The 19,735-nt window shown below is 64.5% G+C and carries 21 protein-coding genes; 8 read left to right on the top strand and 13 right to left on the bottom strand.

Annotation, left to right across the window (positions count from 1 at the left end):
- Nucleotides 1-100 precede the first annotated feature (100 nt).
- Nucleotides 101-796, top strand: a complete 696-nt coding sequence (locus C8C95_RS00300; RefSeq protein WP_015014565.1) for a Bax inhibitor-1/YccA family protein — start codon at nt 101-103, stop codon at nt 794-796.
- 113 nt (nt 797-909) lie between these two features.
- Nucleotides 910-1,284, top strand: coding sequence for a hypothetical protein (locus tag C8C95_RS00305; RefSeq protein ID WP_056063836.1), 375 nt, complete (start codon nt 910-912; stop codon nt 1,282-1,284).
- A 78-nt stretch (nt 1,285-1,362) separates the two neighbouring features.
- Here C8C95_RS00305 and rlmD read toward each other — a convergent pair whose 3' ends face one another.
- The 3 genes from rlmD to C8C95_RS00320 form a co-directional block, all read right to left on the bottom strand.
- A complete protein-coding gene (gene rlmD, locus C8C95_RS00310; protein WP_116747257.1) occupies nt 1,363-2,826 on the bottom strand; it encodes a 23S rRNA (uracil(1939)-C(5))-methyltransferase RlmD in 1,464 nt (487 codons plus the stop codon).
- A gap of 58 nt (nt 2,827-2,884) precedes the next feature.
- Nucleotides 2,885-3,181: a hypothetical protein gene (locus tag C8C95_RS00315; protein ID WP_116747258.1), complete on the bottom strand. Its 297-nt coding sequence runs from the start codon at nt 3,179-3,181 to the stop codon at nt 2,885-2,887.
- Between the two features lie 92 nt (nt 3,182-3,273).
- A complete protein-coding gene (locus C8C95_RS00320) occupies nt 3,274-3,747 on the bottom strand; it encodes an Lrp/AsnC ligand binding domain-containing protein (RefSeq protein ID WP_116747259.1) in 474 nt (157 codons plus the stop codon).
- A 139-nt stretch (nt 3,748-3,886) separates the two neighbouring features.
- Here C8C95_RS00320 and putA point away from each other — a divergent pair, with 139 nt between their 5' ends.
- The gene (gene putA / locus C8C95_RS00325; RefSeq protein WP_116750078.1) at nt 3,887-7,633 is read left to right on the top strand and encodes a trifunctional transcriptional regulator/proline dehydrogenase/L-glutamate gamma-semialdehyde dehydrogenase; all 3,747 of its coding nucleotides are present in this window, start codon (nt 3,887-3,889) and stop codon (nt 7,631-7,633) included.
- Nucleotides 7,634-7,733: 100 nt separating this feature from the next.
- Here putA and C8C95_RS00330 read toward each other — a convergent pair whose 3' ends face one another.
- The 6 genes from C8C95_RS00330 to guaB form a co-directional block, all read right to left on the bottom strand.
- Nucleotides 7,734-8,804, bottom strand: coding sequence for a DUF6352 family protein (locus C8C95_RS00330; protein ID WP_116747260.1), 1,071 nt, complete (start codon nt 8,802-8,804; stop codon nt 7,734-7,736).
- 105 nt (nt 8,805-8,909) lie between these two features.
- Entirely contained in the window at nt 8,910-9,500 is a 591-nt protein-coding gene (locus C8C95_RS00335) for a 2'-5' RNA ligase family protein (RefSeq protein ID WP_116747261.1), read from the bottom strand.
- Between the two features lie 78 nt (nt 9,501-9,578).
- Nucleotides 9,579-11,195 (bottom strand): glutamine-hydrolyzing GMP synthase, encoded by a 1,617-nt coding sequence (gene guaA, locus C8C95_RS00340; RefSeq protein WP_108500092.1) that lies wholly within the window; start codon nt 11,193-11,195, stop codon nt 9,579-9,581.
- A gap of 12 nt (nt 11,196-11,207) precedes the next feature.
- On the bottom strand, nt 11,208-11,642 hold the full coding sequence (locus tag C8C95_RS00345; protein ID WP_116747262.1) for a type II toxin-antitoxin system VapC family toxin: 435 nt from the start codon (nt 11,640-11,642) through the stop codon (nt 11,208-11,210).
- On the bottom strand, nt 11,639-11,896 hold the full coding sequence (locus C8C95_RS00350) for a type II toxin-antitoxin system prevent-host-death family antitoxin (RefSeq protein WP_116747263.1): 258 nt from the start codon (nt 11,894-11,896) through the stop codon (nt 11,639-11,641). Before C8C95_RS00350 ends, C8C95_RS00345 begins: the two co-directional genes overlap by 4 nt.
- A gap of 92 nt (nt 11,897-11,988) precedes the next feature.
- The gene (guaB, locus tag C8C95_RS00355) at nt 11,989-13,464 is read right to left on the bottom strand and encodes an IMP dehydrogenase (RefSeq protein WP_055398151.1); all 1,476 of its coding nucleotides are present in this window, start codon (nt 13,462-13,464) and stop codon (nt 11,989-11,991) included.
- A 108-nt stretch (nt 13,465-13,572) separates the two neighbouring features.
- Between guaB and C8C95_RS00360 the strand changes: the two genes are divergently transcribed.
- Nucleotides 13,573-14,100, top strand: a complete 528-nt coding sequence (locus C8C95_RS00360; RefSeq protein ID WP_056746481.1) for a DUF4124 domain-containing protein — start codon at nt 13,573-13,575, stop codon at nt 14,098-14,100.
- 42 nt (nt 14,101-14,142) lie between these two features.
- Here C8C95_RS00360 and C8C95_RS00365 read toward each other — a convergent pair whose 3' ends face one another.
- Together C8C95_RS00365 and C8C95_RS00370 are read right to left on the bottom strand one after the other, a co-directional pair.
- A complete protein-coding gene (locus C8C95_RS00365; RefSeq protein WP_116747264.1) occupies nt 14,143-14,508 on the bottom strand; it encodes an RnfH family protein in 366 nt (121 codons plus the stop codon).
- Nucleotides 14,501-14,941 (bottom strand): type II toxin-antitoxin system RatA family toxin, encoded by a 441-nt coding sequence (locus C8C95_RS00370; protein ID WP_108500088.1) that lies wholly within the window; start codon nt 14,939-14,941, stop codon nt 14,501-14,503. Before C8C95_RS00370 ends, C8C95_RS00365 begins: the two co-directional genes overlap by 8 nt.
- 130 nt (nt 14,942-15,071) lie before the next feature.
- Between C8C95_RS00370 and smpB the strand changes: the two genes are divergently transcribed.
- The 4 genes from smpB (at nt 15,072) to C8C95_RS00390 (ending at nt 17,658) form a co-directional block, all read left to right on the top strand.
- Nucleotides 15,072-15,545 (top strand): SsrA-binding protein SmpB, encoded by a 474-nt coding sequence (smpB, locus tag C8C95_RS00375; RefSeq protein ID WP_056746487.1) that lies wholly within the window; start codon nt 15,072-15,074, stop codon nt 15,543-15,545.
- Nucleotides 15,546-15,765: 220 nt separating this feature from the next.
- The gene (locus C8C95_RS00380) at nt 15,766-16,137 is read left to right on the top strand and encodes a hypothetical protein (RefSeq protein WP_116747265.1); all 372 of its coding nucleotides are present in this window, start codon (nt 15,766-15,768) and stop codon (nt 16,135-16,137) included.
- 34 nt (nt 16,138-16,171) lie between these two features.
- Entirely contained in the window at nt 16,172-16,729 is a 558-nt protein-coding gene (locus C8C95_RS00385; RefSeq protein ID WP_056746488.1) for an RNA polymerase sigma factor, read from the top strand.
- Nucleotides 16,730-16,752: 23 nt separating this feature from the next.
- Nucleotides 16,753-17,658 carry an anti-sigma factor gene (locus C8C95_RS00390; RefSeq protein WP_116747266.1) on the top strand — a complete coding sequence of 302 codons (906 nt, stop codon included), beginning with the start codon at nt 16,753-16,755 and terminating at the stop codon, nt 17,656-17,658.
- A 40-nt stretch (nt 17,659-17,698) separates the two neighbouring features.
- On the opposite strand, the gene C8C95_RS00395 is transcribed toward C8C95_RS00390, so the two are convergent.
- Nucleotides 17,699-18,793, bottom strand: coding sequence for an enoyl-CoA hydratase/isomerase family protein (locus C8C95_RS00395; RefSeq protein ID WP_116747267.1), 1,095 nt, complete (start codon nt 18,791-18,793; stop codon nt 17,699-17,701).
- Complete coding sequence (locus tag C8C95_RS00400; RefSeq protein WP_056063881.1) at nt 18,790-19,665, bottom strand: DMT family transporter; 876 nt, start codon at nt 19,663-19,665, stop codon at nt 18,790-18,792. Before C8C95_RS00400 ends, C8C95_RS00395 begins: the two co-directional genes overlap by 4 nt.
- Between the last annotated feature and the right edge of the window lie 70 nt (nt 19,666-19,735).

The following is a 19,735-nucleotide window of genomic DNA, read 5'->3' on the forward strand; positions in this document are numbered from 1 at the left end:
AAAAGTAGGTGACCGGGTGCGGTCATTGCAAAGCAAAAAAGCATCACCACCTAGAATTTGTGATGTCTGCGTCGTGCAGGCCAACAAGGAGAGACACAAGATGAATGACCAAGTCACCACCCTGGGCCACTCTGCGGGCTATGGCATCTCGCAGGAAGAGCGCCACAAGGTGCTTCGCAATACGTACTGGCTGCTGGCCCTGAGCATGATCCCCACGGTGCTGGGCGCCTGGATCGGCGTGGCCACCGGCATCACCCGCTCGCTGACTGGCGGCCTGGGCCTGATCGTGTTCCTGGGCGGCGCGTTCGGGTTCATGTTCGCCATCGAAAAGACCAAGCGCTCGGCCGCAGGCGTGCCGGTGCTGCTGGCCTTCACGTTCTTCATGGGCCTGATGCTGTCGCGCATGATCGGCATGGTGCTGGGCTTCAAGAACGGCACCGACCTCATCATGACGGCCTTTGCCGGCACGGCCGGTGTGTTCTTCGTGATGGCCAGCCTGGCCAGCGTCATCAAGCGCGACCTCTCGGGCATGGGCAAGTGGCTGATGGTGGGCGCGCTGGTGCTCATGGTCGGCGGCATCATCAACGTGTTCGTCGGCTCTGGCGTGGGCATGATGGTGATCTCGATGCTGGCCATCGGCATCTTCAGCGCCTACATGCTGTATGACCTGAAGCAGATCCTGGACGGCGGCGAAACCAACTACATCAGCGCCACGCTGGCCCTGTACCTGGACATCTTCAACGTTTTCCAGAGCCTGCTGGCACTGCTGGGCATCATGGGCGGCGAGCGCGACTGAGCCCTGCCAGTCCCTTGACCTCCATCAAAAGGCTCCCTCGGGAGCCTTTTTTGTGGGTCGCCGCCCAGGATCAAGCCTCAATAGCGCGGCCAGTGTGCCGATAATGCAAGTACATGTATCCACAAAGCCCTTCCACCGCATTGCGCCTGATGGTTCTGGCGGGCCTGTTGCTGCTTGCAGGCTGCGACAAGATCCCGGGCCTGGGCCCTGACCCGCGCGTGGCCCAACGCGATGCCGAGGCCAAGGCCATCGGCGGTGCCTGCCGACACGCACTGCGGGGGCTGGAAGACTGCTACACCCTCAACCCCAAGGCCTCCAAGGCCTCGGTGTTTGCGGGCTGGAAGGACATGGACGCCTACATGCGTGAGAACAAGATCGAGGGCACGCCCTCGGTGCTGGGCAAGGTGGAAAAGCCCGAACGCAGCGAACGCGCGCCCGACATCGAAACCGAACCCCGCGACCCCGCAGCCAGCCGCAACCGCAGCTGATATTGCGCGGGGGAGGCAAGGCCGCGGGACGGAGGGCTGCGCCCTCCCCTTCCTGAGGCCTCTTTCTGGCAACCGGACTCAGACCCGCTCGAACACCGCCATGCTCTCCACATGGGCCGTGTGCGGGAACATGTTGATCATGCCCGCCGCCGTGCACCGGTAGCCGGCCAGATGCACCAGCAGCCCGGCATCGCGCGCCAGGGTGGCTGGGTTGCAGCTCACGTACACAATGCGCTTCGGGGGCGTCCAGCCTTCGGCCCCTGCAGGCAAGGGGCCAGCGCCCTCGGCGCCAATGCGGGCCTGCTCGATGTCCGCCAACGCCTTGGCCAGAGCAAACGCCCCTTCGCGGGGTGGGTCCACCAGCCATTTGTCGGCAGCGCCGTCGGCCACCAGCATCTCCGGTGTCATCTCGAACAGGTTACGCGCTACAAAATCCGTAGCTGCCAGCGCTTTATGGTCCGGCGCCTGGGCCTGATTCAATGCATAGTTCTCACGCGAGCGGGCCACCAGGGCCTCACTGCCCTCGATGCCCAGCACCTCGCGCGCCTGCGTGGCCAGGGGCAGCGTGAAGTTGCCCAGGCCACAGAACCAGTCGATCACGCGTTCGTGGGGCTGCACGTCCAGCAGGCGCAGCGCGCGGCTCACCAGCACGCGGTTGATGTGCGGGTTCACCTGGGTGAAGTCCGTGGGCTTGAAAGGCATGGTGATGCCGAAGTCCGGCAGTGCGTACGACAGCTGCTCGCCGCCCTCGTCCAGCAGCTTCACCGTGTCCGGGCCCTTGGGCTGCAGCCACCATTGCACATGGTGCTCCGCCGCAAAGGCGCGCAGCCGGGCGATGTCATCGGTGCTCAGCGGCTCCAGGTGGCGCAGCACCAGCGCGGTCACGGTGTCACCGCAGGCCAGCTCGATCTGTGGGCAGGTATCGCGGGCATCCAGGCTGGCAATCAGTGCGCGCAGGGGCATCAGCATGGCATCGACATGCGGGGGCAAGATCTTGCAGGTCTGCATGTCGGCGATGTAGCGGCTCTTGCGCTCATGAAAGCCCACCAGGACCTGGCCCTTCTTGATCACGTGGCGCACCGCCAGGCGGGCGCGGTAACGGTAGCCCCAGGCGGGCCCCTCGATGGGACGCAGCATGGTCTCGGCCTTGACCTTGCCCAGGTGCCAGAGGTTGTCTTCCAGCACCCGCTGCTTGACGGCCACCTGAGCGCCCACGTGCAAGTGCTGCATCTTGCAGCCGCCACAGGCACCTGCGTGCAGGCCAAAGTGGAGGCAATCCGGCCGCACGCGCTGGGACGACTCGCGGTGGATCGCTACCAGGCTGGCCTGCTCCCAGTTGTTCTTCTTGCGGTGGGTGTTGGCGGTGACCAGCTCGAATGGCAGGGCACCATCGATGAAGACCACCTTGCCATCGGGCTTGCGGGCAACGCCCTGGGCGTCCAGGTCCATGGACTGCACGTGCAGCCAGCCTTCGGGCAGGTCGCTTTGGGAATTCTGCTCGGTGGGTTCAAACGAGGGGGATAGTTCTTTCGGTTCGCTCATCCCCCGATTGTCTCAGGCGCGGCACGCCCACTGGCCGCACCCCTGCGAACTGTCCGTTTCAGCCCCGGTCAGCGCGCGCAGGCCGCATACCCCCGGGCGCGGACACAGCCGTGAGTGGCAGCTTGTTGATGGTGAGTTCGCAGCCAAAGTTGTCGGGCGAAAACACGAGGGTCGAGCCCGGGGCCACCAGGGGCAGGGTTTCGTGGATCTGCCGTGACATATCTACTGGCGGCACCTGAGCGCGGTACACGATGTCCTTGTCAGGGCCATAGACGACGTAGCAGGATGCAGCGGCCGTCTGGCTGAACAGGGCAGCCACCAGGGCTGCGGCGGCATAGGGGAAAGCGGTCGTCATGGTATGGCTCCTCATGCAAGCAGATCTGCCGAGAATTATGCGGGCTTCTGCCAGCACCGCCAATCCGGTGGGTGTACGCGCATGGTGTGGAGTCAGCGCAGGTACAGGTGGTTGGTGTGCTTGACCTCTTCCATCACCGCATAGGTCCGCGTCTCGCGCACGCCGGGCAGTTGCCACAGCACATTGCCCGCAAACACGCGGTAGGCATTCATATCGGCCGATCGCGTCTTGAGCAGGTAGTCAAACCCGCCCGCCACCATGTGGCACTCCATGATCTCGGGGTGCACCTGTACGGCGGCCTTGAATTGGTCGAACACGTTGGGCGTGGTGCGGTCCAGCAGCACCTCCACAAACACCAACATGCCCGCGCCCAGTTTCAGGGGGTTCAGACGCGCCTCGTAGCCCAGGATGAAGCCGTCCCGCGTAAGGCGCTGCACGCGCGCCAGCACGGCCGTGGGCGACAGGGCCACCACCTCGGCCAGCTTGAGGTTGGCAATACGACCGTCCTCCTGCAGGATTGACAGGATCTTGCGGTCAATCCGGTCCAGATCGGGTTCTGTTTGCATGTCGATTAGAGTTTTATTCGGCTTCAATGCCAATTTTCGACCATTTATTCATCGCCAACCCAAGGATCATCGCCAATAACGCGCCCAACCAACACTTCCCACCGTGTTGGGCCCCGCCAAATCCCTGAAAGACACCGCCATGACGCAGCCCTCCGCCCCGTTTGCCGACTTCGCTCCCCGCACCACGCTGAGCAACCCGCTGCGCGCCGCCATCACCGCCGCCACCCGCCGCCCCGAGCCCGAGGCCCTGGCCCCGCTGCTGGCCCAGGCCCGCCTGCCTGCCGATCAAGCGGCGTCCGCCGAGCAATTGGCGCTGCGCATTGCCAAGGCGCTGCGCGAACGCAAGGCCAGCGCCGGGCGCGCAGGCATCGTGCAGGGGCTGCTGCAGGAGTTTTCGCTGTCGTCGCAAGAAGGCGTGGCGCTGATGTGCCTGGCCGAGGCCCTGCTGCGCATCCCCGACAAGGCCACACGCGATGCGCTGATCCGCGACAAGATCAGCCACGGCCAGTGGGATGCCCACCTGGGCAAAAGCCCCTCGCTGTTCGTCAACGCTGCCACCTGGGGCCTGCTCATCACCGGCAAGCTGGTGGCCACGCACAGCGAAGGCAGCCTGGGCAACTCGCTCAGCCGCCTGATCGGCAAGGGCGGCGAGCCGCTGATCCGCAAGGGCGTGGACATGGCGATGCGCATGATGGGCGAGCAATTTGTGACCGGTGAAACCATCGACGAAGCCCTGCGCAACGCCCGCACGATGGAGGCCGAGGGCTTTCGCTATTCGTACGACATGCTGGGCGAAGCGGCGCTGACCAGCGAAGACGCCAAGCGCTACTACGCGTCGTATGAGCAGGCCATCCACGCGATTGGCAAGGCCTCTGCCGGGCGCGGCATTTACGAAGGACCTGGCATCTCCATCAAGCTCTCGGCCCTGCACCCGCGCTACAGCCGTGCGCAATTTGGCCGCGTGATGGACGAGCTGTACCCGCTGGTGCTGCGCCTCACAGCCCTGGCCAAGCAGTACGACATTGGCCTGAACATCGACGCTGAAGAAACCGACCGCCTGGAGCTGTCGCTGGACCTGCTGGAGCGCCTGTGCCACGAGCCCACCCTGGCGGGCTGGAACGGCATTGGGTTCGTCATCCAGGCCTACCAAAAGCGCTGCCCGTTCGTCATCGACTACGTGGTTCAACTCGCCCGCAGCACCCAGCGCCGGCTGATGGTGCGCTTGGTGAAGGGCGCGTACTGGGACAGCGAAATCAAGCGTGCCCAGGTCGATGGGCTGGAGGACTACCCCGTCTATACCCGTAAGGTGCACACCGACATCTCGTACATCGCCTGCGCCAAGAAGCTGCTGGCCGCGCCCGAGGCCGTGTACCCCCAGTTCGCCACCCACAACGCCGAGACGGTGGCCACCATCTACCAACTGGCGGGCAGCAACTACTACGCCGGGCAGTACGAGTTCCAGTGCCTGCACGGCATGGGCGAGCCGCTGTATGAGCAGGTGGTGGGGGCCATCACCGCCGGTAAATTGGGCCGCCCGTGCCGCATCTACGCCCCAGTGGGCACGCACGAAACCCTGCTGGCCTACCTGGTGCGCCGTTTGCTCGAAAACGGCGCCAACACCTCGTTTGTGAACCGCATTGCCGATGAAACGATTGCGCTGGATGAGCTGGTACGCAGCCCCGTGCAAGTGGTGGACCAGCAAGCTGCCGTGGAAGGCGCCGCTGGCCTGCCCCACCCGCGCATTGCCACGCCGCAGGGCCTGTATGGCGCCCACCGCACCAACTCGCGCGGGCTGGACCTGTCGAACGAAAACACGCTGGCCGAACTGACCGTCGCCCTGCAAGCCACGGCAAGCCACGCCTGGACGGCAGCGCCCCTGCTGGCTACTGACTTGCCCGCAGGCACCACCCAGCCCGTGCGCAATCCTGCTGACCACAGCGATGTGGTGGGCCAGGTGCAAGAGGCCACCACCGCCGACGTAGACCAGGCCCTGGCCCACGCCCAGGCCGCAGAAGCCCCCTGGGCCGCCACGCCACCCGCCGAGCGCGCTGCAACCCTGCGGCGCACGGCCGACTTGCTGGAGGGGCGCATCCAGCCCCTCATGGGCCTTTTGATGCGCGAGGCAGGCAAGAGCGCCAGCAACGCTGTGGCCGAAGTACGCGAGGCGGTGGACTTTTTGCGCTACTACGCCGCGCAGGTGCAAAGCACCTTCGACAACGCCACCCACATCCCCCTCGGCCCCGTGGCCTGCATCAGCCCCTGGAACTTCCCGCTCGCCATCTTCATGGGGCAAGTCGCCGCCGCATTGGCCGCAGGCAACCCGGTGCTGGCCAAGCCTGCCGAGCAGACCCCACTGATCGCCGCCGAGGCCGTGCGCCTGCTGTGGCAGGCCGGTGTGCCCCGCGCCGCCGTGCAACTGCTGCCCGGCCAGGGCGAGACGGTAGGTGCCCGCCTGATTGGCGACGCCCGCGTGATGGGCGTGATGTTCACCGGCTCCACCGAAGTGGCACGCATCCTGCAGCGCACCGTGGCCGGGCGCTTGGATACCGCAGGCCGCCCCATCCCGCTGATTGCAGAAACCGGTGGGCAGAACGCGATGATCGTGGACTCGTCCGCATTGGTCGAGCAGGTGGTTGGCGACGCGGTGTCGTCCGCCTTTGACAGCGCAGGCCAGCGCTGCTCCGCCCTGCGCGTGCTGTGCGTGCAAGAAGAAGCCGCCGACCGCGTCGTCGAGATGCTGCAGGGCGCCATGGGCGAGCTGCGCGTGGGCAACCCCGGCGCGCTGCGTGTGGATGTGGGCCCCGTCATTGATGCAGAGGCGCAGGCAGGCATCACCCAACACATCGAAAAATTCAAGGCCCAAAGTCACCGCGTGTTCCAGCACCCGAACCATGTGTCGGCAGCCGCAGCACCGGGCACTTTTGTGCCGCCCACGCTGATCGAGCTGAACCACATCGGCGAGCTGCAACGCGAAGTCTTCGGCCCCGTGCTGCATCTGGTGCGCTATGTCCGCAACGACCTGGACCAGTTGCTCGACCAGATCAACGCGACCGGCTACGGCCTCACCCAAGGCGTGCACACCCGCATCGACGAAACCATTGCCCGCGTGGTCAACCGCGCCCATGCGGGCAACGTGTACGTGAACCGCAACATGGTCGGCGCCGTGGTGGGCGTGCAGCCGTTTGGTGGCGAAGGCCTGTCGGGCACGGGCCCCAAGGCGGGCGGGCCGCTGTACCTGCTGCGCCTGCTGTCGCAGCGGCCCGCCGATGCGCTGGCCCGCACCTTTGCCGAGGCTGACCGCACCAGCCCGCCCGATACCGAGCGGCGCGAGCGTCAGCTGGCCCCGCTGGGCACCTTGCAGCAATGGGCGCACAACCAGGGCAACCTGGCCCTGGCGGGCCACTGCCAGCGTTTTGCGCAAGAAACGCAGAGCGGCACCGCCCGCACCCTGCCCGGCCCCACGGGCGAGCGCAATGTCTACACCTTGGCCCCCCGCGCCCGCGCGCTGTGCATGGCGCAAAGCGCGGACGACCTGCTGGTGCAAACGGCGGCGGTGCTCGCCAGCGGAGGGACAGCCCTGTGGCCCCACGCCCATGCAGGGCTGCGCGCAAAGCTGCCCACCCACGTGCAGGCCCAGGTCATGCTGCAAGACAACGCGCTGAGCGATGACTCCGTGGCACTGGACGCCGTACTGCACCATGGCGACGCCGCATCGCTGCAGGCGGTGTGCACCGCCCTCGCCCGCCGCCCCGGGCCCATCGTGGGCGTGACCGCGCTGCCGCCAGGCGCCACGGACATCCCGCTGGAGCGCCTGCTGATCGAGCGGGCGCTGAGCGTGAACACCGCAGCAGCGGGCGGAAACGCAAGCCTGATGACGATTGGATGAGGTCCTGTTACCGGGCTACCAACCGAGGAAAGCGTTTTTGAATCAAATAGGCCGCTAGCGCTTATTCATCATGCGCCAGCAGCTACCGATTCAATAGCAGTCAAGATGCCGATGCCAACGGCAGATTGAGCAACAGGTTCTGCGGCTTGATGCGCACCACGCCCTCGGCGTTGGTGGCCAGCCCCAGGTACACCGGCTTGCCCGCCACATCGGCCCGCATCTCGGCCGGGTTGGCGAAGGTCAGCGTGAACAGGCTCACCAGGCGCTGCATGCGCTCGGCCTCCACCGGGCGGTCCTGGTACAGGTCGTTGAGGATGGCGGTGGACTCCACATCCAGCCCCACGTGCCAGCGCCAGGCGCTGTCGGTGACCTGATGTACAGGTTCGATCTGCACCTGTACGCCCAACAGATGCGCCACCCAGCGCTCCAACACGCGGGCCAGGGCTTTCAGGCCCGAACGGGCGCGGGTCATCTTGAAGGTCAGACCGTGGCTCAGGTCCTGCGTCAGCTCATGGGTCAGGTCGAGCAGAAAGTGATGGCGATCGCTCTCCTGCCAATATTGCGCCGCCTTGTCGGCAGACAGCACCTTGACCTGCGCTGTGGGCTGCAGTGCGCCGCTCTGCAGCAACAAGCGCCCCACCTCGCCCAAACCCGCAGTCTCATTGAGCATGTCGAGCGTTTCCCGGTCGCCTGCCAGCATTTGCCCGTCTTGCAATGTGATGCGCTGGGGCCGAAACAGCATCTCGGCGGCGCGGGCTTCAAAGGCATCGTTGCAGTCATCCAGCACATTGCGCAACAGGGCCTGCACCACGGCGTCGATAAACACGGCGGGCACGTTCACCGCGCCACTGCGCATGAGCTGCAGGTAATAAGCCTCCAGCGTGCCGGTGGCCAGCAGGCCATCGCGAAAGCGCAGGAACACGGTGTAGTTTTCGCGGGCGTCGTCGTCCTGCAATGCAGCCAGCTCCGCCGAGGTGACCGCCCGCGCGGGTGACACCTTGAGCGATTCATGCAGTGCGATCTCTGCAGCGCACGACTCCGGCACCAGCGCCAGCTCTGGTCGGGCCAGCAGCCAACGCAGGTATCCGTCGGTGGGGGGCAGCCAGCCACGGGCATCGCGATCCAGCGTTTGGAAACCACAACCGGGCCAGAAATCGTGAAGTGTCGTCATGAAGAAATGAGAGAGCCAATGACCTCAGAGGATGGTAGCCGCGGAAGCTTCCGCACCACGACGCAGCACAGCGAGTACGCATTGGGATCCGCTTGCTTCGCAACATCACCAGTCAAGAAAGACCTGTTGCCGTGCCTTCAAGGTCCAGTGCGCGAGCACATCATGCCTGCTCAGGCCGTAGAGGCTGTCTACCAAGGCAAACTGCGTCACGGTCCACGCCACGGGAGCAACCACCATTGGGTCAATGCGTGCGTGCTTGTAGTGCAAAGTCATGTGCGGGTGGAAATGGCTGCGGATCTGAGTTTCTGCAAACCCCATGCGGCGCATCGTGTTGCCAAGCGCATGTTGAAATCCTCGCAATTCACGCGCAGCGCCCGCTTGTGGCGCCAGCTCGACGGTGCCGAAAGTCCCCTTTTCAAAGCCGCCCCGGGACTGCAGCACGTCGAGGCGGACCCCAAACGGTTCGTAGTCCATGGCGCTACCCGCCGCCAGCGCCAAGTCGATTACCTCTCGGGGGATGCTGTTCAGGAAGCGCCCCAGGTAATGGAGCGTGATGTGCAGCCGATCCAAGGGCATGGGCCCGCCTCTGCCCGCCCCACAGGGTCCTTGGAGGCGGCGCTGCAGTAACCTCTTGGCCATCTCGGCGGCAAGCGGCGTAGGGGAAAGAAAATAGTAGAGATCGTGAAGCTGGGACATGGCGCACAAAGCTCCGGAAGATCCGTCGCATTGTGCGCTAATACTGTTTAAATAACCAGTATTTTGATTTACCCCCACTCACTCCCACTCAATCGTCGCTGGCGGCTTGCTGCTCACGTCGTATGTCACACGGTTGATGCCACGCACCTCGTTGATGATGCGGCCGGACACCTTCTTGAGCAGCGCATAAGGCAGTTCAGCCCAGTCGGCGGTCATGAAGTCGCTGGTCTGCACGGCGCGCAGGGCCACCACGTAGTCATAGGTGCGGCCATCGCCCATCACGCCCACGCTCTTGACGGGCAGGAACACAGTGAAGGCCTGGCTGGTGAGGTCGTACCAGGTCTTTCCTGTAGCTTCGTCCTTGAAGTTACGCAGCTCTTCGATAAAGATCGCGTCGGCACGGCGCAGCAGGTCGGCGTATTCCTTCTTCACCTCGCCCAGGATGCGCACGCCCAGGCCGGGGCCGGGGAAGGGGTGGCGGTAGACCATGTCGGGCGGCAGGCCCAGGGCTACGCCCAGTTCGCGCACTTCGTCCTTGAACAAATCGCGCAGGGGCTCCAGCAGCTTGAGGCCCAGTTGCTCGGGCAGACCGCCCACGTTGTGGTGGCTCTTGATGGTGACGGCCTTCTTGCTCTTGGCCCCGCCGCTCTCGATCACGTCGGGGTAGATCGTGCCCTGGGCCAGGAAGGTGGCACCCTTGTGGCCACCGGTGCCTGCCTTGAGCTTGGCGGCCTCGGCCTTGAACACGTCCACAAACAGGCCGCCGATGATCTTGCGCTTTTGCTCGGGCTCGCTCACCCCGGCCAGCTTGCCCAGGAACAGGTCGCTGGCGTCCACGCGGATGACCTTGGCGTGCAGCTTGCCCTCGAACATGTCCATGACCATGTCGCCTTCGTTCAGGCGCAGCAGGCCGTGGTCCACAAACACGCAGGTGAGCTGGTCACCAATGGCGCGGTGGATCAGCGCGGCAGCCACGGACGAATCCACGCCGCCCGACAGGCCGAGGATCACCTCCTCATCGCCCACCTGCTCGCGAATCTTTTGCACAGCCTCTTCGATGTAGTCGCCCATGACCCAGTCGGCACGGGTGCCGCAGATGCCCAGCACAAAACGCTCCAGCAAGGCGCGGCCCTGAACGGTGTGTGTGACTTCAGGGTGGAACTGCACGGCGTAGTAGTGGCGGCTTTCGTCGGCCATGCCAGCGATGGGGCACGAGGGTGTGGAGCACATCACCTTGAAGCCCGGGGGCAAGGCAGTGACCTTGTCGCCGTGGCTCATCCACACCTTGAGCATGCCGTGGCCTTCGGGCGTGGCGAAGTCTTCGATGCCTTTGAGCAGTTCGGTGTGGCCATGGGCGCGCACTTCGGCGTAGCCAAATTCGCGGGTGTTGGAACCCTCGACCTTGCCGCCCAACTGCTGGGCCATGGTCTGCATGCCGTAGCAGATGCCCAGCACGGGGATGCCGAGTTCAAACACCGCATCCGGCGCCTTGTCATCCACCTCGTACACACTGGCGTGGCTGCCCGACAGGATCACGCCCTTGAGCGAGCCGTCCTTGGCGTAGTCGCGGATCCACTCGTCGGTCACGTCGCAGGGGTGCACCTCGCAGTACACATGGGCCTCGCGCACGCGGCGGGCGATGAGCTGGGTGACTTGCGAGCCGAAATCGAGGATGAGGATTTTCTGGTGTTGCATGGTGGTGGTCCGTCAGAGGCTGGAGAGATCAAGAAGCGGGACGCCGCTGCGCTGGGCGGCAGCGATCTGGTGAGAATCAAAGGTGGCCAAAGGCAGGCGCAGCGAGCGCGCCAGCCACAGGTACGCAGCATCAAAGGTGGGCAGGCCGGTTTCCAATGCCACATCGAGCACGGCTTTGTGCTGGGCAGGGGCCAGTTCGTGCAATTCGACGCGGTGACGAATGGCTTCGAGCACGCCCCACAGGCCTTCGACGGAAGCGGCTGGAATGCGCCCGCTGTTCACACCGGTGGCCAGTATGTTGTGGCACTCCCAGTACCAGAGGTTGGGCGCCTGCGGCTCGACCTCATCGCGGCGGATCAGGGCGTACAGGCGGCGGGTGTGTTCGCTGGCCGCGTCCGGCAACAACCAGGCGGCAGTGACCGAGGCATCAAGCACGAAAGCGGTCATACAGTGGTCCGCCCTGCACGGCGCAAGCCATCCACCGTTGTTGACCCAGCGGGTTGAATGCTGGCATGCAACACATCCATCTGGCCCAGTTCGCGCGCAATCTGTTCGTCAGAAATCACTGGGCGGCGGCGCACCGGCAGCATGCGCACCACCTCTTTGCCATGGCGGGTGATGCGCACTTCCTCGCCCTGCTCGACCAGTTCGATCAAGGCAGAGAACTTGCTTTTTGCTTCGTAGATGCCAACGGACTGCATAAATAAAAAAGTCTGGCCTGAATGGTGAATTCAGACCAGACTATATCAGTCTGACCAGATTTTTTCAATCAGGCCAGATCGGTTTGCAACGATCAGTCGGCGCGGTAGTTCGGCGCTTCCTTGGTGATCTGCACATCGTGCACGTGGCTTTCGCGGATACCAGCAGTGGTGATCTCGACGAACTCGGCCTTGTTGTTCATCTCTTCGATCGTGGCGCAACCGCAGTAGCCCATGGAGGCACGCACGCCGCCAGCCATCTGGTAGACGATGCTGACCATGGAGCCCTTGTAGGGCACGCGACCTTCGATGCCTTCAGGCACCAGCTTGTCGGCATTGGGATTGCCGGTGCTCGATTCCTGGAAGTAGCGGTCCGCACTGCCCTGCTGCATGGCGCCAATGGAGCCCATGCCGCGGTAGCTCTTGTAGCTGCGGCCCTGGAACAGGATGACTTCGCCCGGCGCTTCTTCAGTGCCCGCAAACATACCGCCCATCATCACCGTCCCAGCGCCAGCGGCCAGGGCCTTAGCTATGTCGCCGCTGTAGCGAATACCGCCGTCCGCGATCAGCGGCACGCCCGTGCCCTTGAGGGCCGTGGCCACGTTGTCGATGGCCATGATCTGGGGCACGCCCACACCGGCCACGATGCGGGTGGTGCAGATGGAACCGGGGCCGATACCGACCTTGACCGCATCCGCACCGGCCTCAACCAGTGCCAGGGCTGCAGCGCCGGTCGCGATGTTGCCGCCGATCACGTCGATCTGCGGGTAGTTCTGCTTGACCCAGCGCACGCGGTCGATCACGCCCTTGCTGTGGCCGTGGGCAGTGTCCACCACGATGGCATCCACACCGGCCTTGACCAGGGCTTCGACGCGTTCTTCGGTACCCTCACCCACACCCACCGCCGCGCCTACGCGCAGGCGGCCTGCGGCATCGCGGGCCGCGTTGGGAAAGCTGGTCTGCTTGGTGATGTCCTTCACCGTGATCAGGCCCTTGAGTTCAAAGGCGTCGTTCACGACCAGGATGCGTTCGAGTTTGTGCTTGTTGAGCAGCGCCTTGGCTTCGGCCGGCGTGGTGCCCTCTTTTTCATTGACCGTGATGAGCTTCTCGCGCGGGGTCATGATCTGGTGGACCTTGACGTCGTAACGGGTCTCGAAGCGCAGGTCGCGGCCGGTAACGATACCCACCACCTTGCCGCCGTCGCACACGGGAAAGCCAGAGATGCCCAGTTGTTCGGACAGCTGGAGCACCTGCAGCACCGTGTGCTCGGGGGTGATGACCACGGGATCACGCAGCACGCCAGACTCGTAGCGCTTGACCTTGGCCACATGAGCAGCCTGCTCTTGCGCCGTGAGGTTCTTGTGCACGATGCCGATGCCGCCCTCCTGGGCAATGGCAATGGCCAGACGCGCCTCGGTCACGGTGTCCATGGCGGCGGACACAAGCGGCAGGTTCAGTTGGATATTGCGGGAGAGTTTCGTCGCGAGGGACGTGTCCTTGGGCAGGACCTGGGAGTACGCTGGCACCAGCAACACATCGTCGAAGGTGAGCGCTTTTCCAAGAAGGCGCATGAGAAAGCTCCAAAAAACGGATTGTACCCGCGCCGCGTGTGGTGAAAACGCGCCCCCCCGTCTGCAACGCACTGGCGGGGGGGGAATCACATGGATAAACTTGTCCGCATGAAAATGCACAAGCTTCTCCTGCTGGCCGTGGCCTGCACCTGGGCCATGGGCGCGGCGGCGCAATGGCAGTGGACAGACAAAGACGGGCGCAAAGTCTTCAGCGATCGTCCACCACCACCCGATATCCCCGAAAAAAGCATCCTGAAACAGCCTGGGGGCAACCGCCCGGTACGCACTGCAGTGCCGGCCGCGCCAGCAGCCTCTGACGCAGCGCCCGCAGCAGCTGCTGCAGCCCCCAAGACCGCTGCCAGCGCCCCAGGTGCAGGCAAGGACAAGGAGCTGGAAGAGAAGAAAGCCCAGGCCGAGGCCGCAGAAGCCGCCAAGAAAAAGGCCGAGGACGAAAAGATCGCCAAGGCCAAGGCTGAAAACTGCACCCGCGCACGCGCAGCCAAAGCGGCGTTCGATGCTGGCAAGCCCATCACACAAGCGAACGCCCAGGGCGAAAAAATCTTCCTGGACGGCCCCGCCCGCGCGGCCGAAGCCAAGCGCATCGACGAGATTGTCGCGGCCGACTGCGTACGCTGAGCTGCATGCTGCTCCGCTACCGCGCGGATCAACTCAGCAGTATCAGTAGCCTGACTTGCCCCCTGGTCGGCGGCGCGCAAAGAGTCCTGTAGTGCGCGCCCCTTGTCGGGCAAAGCGCTCCCGCCGTGCTACTTTGGGGTCCACCTTCAAAGGTCGGTAGATTTCTACGCGGTCCTGGGGCTGCAACACCCCATCCAGATTGGCAGCATGGCCCCAGATACCGACGCACGGTGCGCCCCCCTCCTCCAGCGCGGACAGCGTGGCCGTACCGCAGCTGGCGTGCAGGGCATCCGCTACCGTGGCGCCCACCGGCAAATCCAGAGTCCACTCACGCACCTCGCGCGGAGCCAGGCAGACGACGACGGTGATAGCGATGGTCGCCGAGGCACCTCCACCCACCTCAGCCATAGACCTGTTCCGCTCGCTTGACGAAGGCATCGACCATGCTCCCTGCGATGCGGTCAAACACCGGCCCCACCAGCGTGGCCAACGCAGCACTGTCAAACCCATAGTTCAGCATCAACTCCACCTTGCACGCACGCTGCGTGCCGTCCCCCACGGGATGAAAGTGCCAATCCCCGTCCAGCCGTGAGAACGGTCCTTTCACCAGATGCATCTGCACACGCCTGCCCACTTCGTGCGTGTTGCTCGTGACAAAGGTCTGGCGAATGCCGCCGAATGCAATGCCCACCTCGGCGGTCATGCCCTCGTCGGTCTGCTCCAGCACTGCGGCGCGGTCGCACCAGGGCAGGAACTGCGGGTAGTGCTCCACCCCGGTGACCAGGGCAAACATCTCTTCGGGGCTGTACCAAATGAGGACGGACTTGTGGACGGTTTTCATGCAGGCAGCTGGCGCGGGGCTTTCGAAGGGGAAAGGCGGGCCGGGGAAACTAGAATCACGGGTCTCTGAACGGCCACAATTGTATGTAGGGAGACCTTTTATCTCCCGCAGGGCGCCGCATCTGATCTACATGGCCAAAAAACCCGATCCCACCTCCCGCATTGCCGACAACAAGAAAGCGGCCTACAACTACTTCTTCGAGGAGCGCCACGAGGCGGGCATGGTGCTGCACGGCTGGGAGGTCAAGGCGCTGCGCGAAGGCAAGGTGCAGCTGACCGATGGCTACGTGCTGATCCGCGATGGCGAGCTGTATCTGCTCGGCTGCCTGATCATGCCGCTCAAGACAGCGTCCACCCATGTCAACCCCGAATCGGCACGCACCAAGAAGCTGCTGCTCAAGAAGGACGACATCAAGCGCCTGATCGGCAAGGTCGAGCAAAAGGGCTACACGCTGGTACCCATCAACCTGCACTGGAAGAACGGCTTCGTGAAGTGCGAGATTGCCCTGGCCAAAGGCAAGGCCGAGCACGACAAGCGCGACACCATCAAAGACCGTGAAGGCAAGCGCGAGGTGGAGCGCGCCATGAAGAGCAGGAACAAATAGTCCCCAAAGTCGCTGAGCGATGTCCCCCAAGAGGACCGCATACGGGGAGGCAGAGCAGCCTTGAACGGATGCGCCGGCCCGGGCCGTGCCAGTTTCGAAAGCCCTGCGCGCTACTGGTCACTATTTTTTCAGTTGTGATGGAATAAATCACCACGTCCGGGTGTTCATCCCGGTGCAAGGCAGCATTCGCCTACGCCTGCACCACCCTCTGGAGAAACCCATGAAGAAACTGATCTCGATGGCCGCATTCGTCGCAGCCGCTGCACTGGCTGGCTGCGCCACCATGGACGACTCGCCCGTGAAGACCATGGACGGCGTACTGGTCGGCGCGGGCGGCATGACGCTCTATACGTTTGACCGCGATGCTGCAGGCAGTGGCAAGTCAGTGTGCAACGGCCCCTGCGCCACCAACTGGCCGCCGCTGATGGCCAGCAAGGCCCCTGGCGGCGACTACAGCGTCGTCACCCGCGACGATGGCAAGACCCAGCTGGCCTACAAGGGCAAGCCGCTGTACTACTGGATCAAGGACACCAAGCCCGGAGACAAGACGGGCGAAGGCGTGAACCAGGTGTGGCGCACCGCACGGCCGTAAGAGCACGCACAGCGCAACACAGGCCCCGCACGGCATGAATCGCTCCCAGGTCATCGAACAGCTGCCGGGCCTGCGTCGCTACGCGCGGGTGCTGACGGGCGATGCCTGGGCGGCTGATGACCTCGTGCAGGACACACTGGAGCGGGCCTGCAGCAAATGGCTGCTGTGGCGCACCGGCAGCGACCTGCGCGCATGGTTGTTCACCCTGATGCACAACCTGTATCTCAACCAACGCCGCGCGTTGCCCGCGCTGCCCCCTCTGGACATCGATGAGGTTCAAGACCAGCTGCAAGGCGCCCGTGCGCCCTCGGATGACGCCCTGGACCTGGAGCGCTGCCTGCAGCGCCTGCCCGCCGACCAGCGGGCGGTGCTGCTGCTGGTGGCGATGGAGGACATGAGCTACGAAGACACCGCGCGCATCCTGAGCATTCCGGTGGGTACCGTCATGTCACGCCTGTCGCGGGCCCGCATGCGCCTGCGAGTGCTGATGGACCGGGAGCCCACATCGGGCACCGCACCGGCTGTACCGGCCGCCCAGGCGGGCGCAGCCGCCGCCGCAGGCACGACGCCTGCACTGCGCCGTCTCAAATAGCCACCCTGACCCGATCCTCCACCATGGACCCGACATACCCAGCCCCCCCAGCACGCGCAGAAGAGAGCGGCGCCTGGCATGCCCTTTTGGACGGCCAGTTGCCGCCCGCCCAGGCACAGGCGCTGCGCGAGCAACTGCGGGACGATGAGGAGGCACAGGCCACACTGGCCCACTGGCAGGCGCAGCGGCAGCGGCTGCACGACCTGCACCAGGACCTTCTCCACGCCCCCGTTCCCGATGCCTTGCTGGCCGCAGCATTGCGCGCCACAGACCGCAGGGAGCAACAGGCGCAGTGGTGGCGTTGGGGTGGCATGGCTGCATCGGTCCTGCTGGCCTTTGTGCTGGGCTGGACGGGCCGCAGCCAGTGGCCCGCAGGGCTACCCGGCAAAACGCTGGCGACTGGCCAAGGAGCCGCGCTGGTGACAGCCGAACCGGCACAGCGCTTCGCACAGCAGGCCTCTGTGGCCCATGCGGTGTACCAACCCGAAGTGCGTCACCCCGTAGAGGTCACGGCTGCCCAGCAAGACCACCTGGTGCAATGGCTGTCCAAACGGCTGGACCGACCGCTGAAAGTCCCTGTGCTGGGCGCCCAGGGCTATGAACTGGTGGGAGGCCGGTTGTTGCCCGGCGATACCGGAGTGCGCGCGCAGTTCATGTACCAGAACAGCGCAGGCCAGCGAATCACGCTGTACCTGGGCGCTCTAGCTCCCACCCCGCCCCGCCCTGCCAATGACAACCAGGGCGGCACCAAAGCGCGCACGGAAGCACCGGCGGCAGCACCCACCACCGCGTTCCAGTTCACACACGAAGGTCCGGTGCCGGGCTTTTACTGGACGGATGCCGGCTTTGGCTACGCCCTGAGCGGACAGTTGTCACGCCCCGAGTTATTGAGCCTGTCCACAGCGGTTTATCAGCAGCTGAACCCTTGACGCGCCGCCGGGGGCCCGGCCCGACCATGTCCGGATGCGGTCAGGACAAATGGGCCAGCGGATGGGCGTGTACGGGCCAGGGGCTGGCAAAGAACGGTGCCACCATCTCCGGCGTCACATCTTCAATGCGGCCTGGATTCCACTGAGGCGCATGGTCCTTGTCCACGGCCAGGGCGCGGATGCCTTCCACGGTCTCACTCTGTCCTGGGCGCAGGAAAAAGCAGTGACGCACCATATCGCGCTCCATGCGCAGGTCGTCGGCCAGGCCCATCGCACGGGCGCGGCGAATCTGCTCCAGCACCACATGCAGCATCAGTGGCGAACGCTTGCGCAGCGTGGCGGCCGTGGTGCGTGCCCAGTCGCTGTCGGCGGCCTCGAGTGCCCGCACGATCTCGCCGACGGTCGGCAGCGCAAAATATTTGTCAATATCGGCCAGAGCGCCAGTACCGCTTGCCTGAGATGCTACAAATTGAGAAGCAACATAGGCCTTGATGGCCGCGCCATCTGCAAAGTTTTGGGTAGCCAGCGCATCCCACACCGTTGCCTGCCGGTCTGACGGCAGGCAGCCATCGGCCAGCTGGTAGGCAATGGCATCTCCCGCGCCAATGGTGTCGCCGGTCAGCGCCAGCCACTCGCCCACGCGGCCCGGGCAGCGGCTCAGGAAGTAACCCCCACCCACGTCCGGGAACAGGCCAATCGCCGTTTCGGGCATGGCCATCTTGGTGCGCTCGGTCACTACGCGCAGGGCGGCGCCCTGGCTGATGCCCATGCCGCCCCCCATCACGATGCCATCCATGAAGGCGATGTAGGGCTTGGCGTAGTTGTGGATCAGGTGGTTGAGCGCGTATTCCTCGGTGAAGAAGTCCTCGATCAGCGGGTTGCCCTGGCTACCCGCCTGGTGCAGAAAGCGGATATCGCCGCCTGCGCAGAAAGCACCAAACGGGCCTTCCTTGTTGCTGCCACGGATGGCCACGGCCAGCACCCGCGCATCGTTCTGCCATGCCAGCAGGATGCCCATCAGGTCACGCACCATACCCAGCGACAAGGCATTGAGCGCACGCGGGCGGTTCAGGGTAATGAAGCCCACCTGGCCACGCACTTCGCTCAACACTTCAGACACGACAGTCTCCGTCATTTTTGTTCCTTCCAACCCAACAGTTCATTGAAAACCAGCGCACCGATCACCAGTGCGCCCCCCGTCAGCACCGCCGTGCCAGGCTTTTCGCCCGCACCCAGCCATGCCAGCAAGATGCCAAAGATCACTTCAAGCAGCCCGAGCAGCGCCATCTCGGGCGCCTTGAGCACGCGCCCGCAGCGCACGGCCAGCACACAAGGGATGGCCAATTGCACCACGCCCAGCAAGGCCAGCAGGCCCAGGTCGTGGGCCGACGCCTGAAAAGGCAACGCCAGTGGCAGCGTGGCCACCACCGAAATCACTGCGCCGACCAGCACCGCAGGCACCAGGTCCACCGCATGGCCATGGCGCTGCGAATGTTGTACCACCGTCCAGTTAATGGCGGCAGCCACAGGCACACACAGCGCCACCAGCGTGCCCGCCAGAGGGAGGCCCGCCATCTGCGAACCATACATCCACGCAATACCCAGCCCCGCCACAGCAATCGCAGCCCAGGTGCGCGGGGCGATGTGATGGCCGATGAACACCCTTGCAAACAGCGCTGTGAGCAGCGGCCCCACGGCCATCGTGACCAGCACATTGGCCACCGGCATGAGAACCAGCGCCACCATGAACGCCGTGAACATCACGCTCCAGCACACGCCAGAGATCCACAACGCACGGCCACTGTGGCGCATGGAGGCAAACACCGCCCTGCCCTGCAGCGCGGGCAAGATGACCAGCAGCGACAGCAACGTGAAAAAGCTGCGCCAGAAGGTCACTTCAAAACTTGCCGCATGCTCCAGGTGGCGCGTGACCACGCCGGCGATGGACCACATCAGGGTCACCGCCACCATCAGCAGCACCGCCCGGGTATGGGTGAGTTTCAACATGGTTTGTGGAGGGTTCAGACGGAAAAAAGGCCACTGCGTGGCAGTGGCCCTTTCGAAAACGCTGAGCTTA

Source organism: Acidovorax sp. 99 (genome assembly GCF_003096455.1).
GTDB classification, from domain to species: domain Bacteria; phylum Pseudomonadota; class Gammaproteobacteria; order Burkholderiales; family Burkholderiaceae_C; genus Acidovorax; species Acidovorax delafieldii.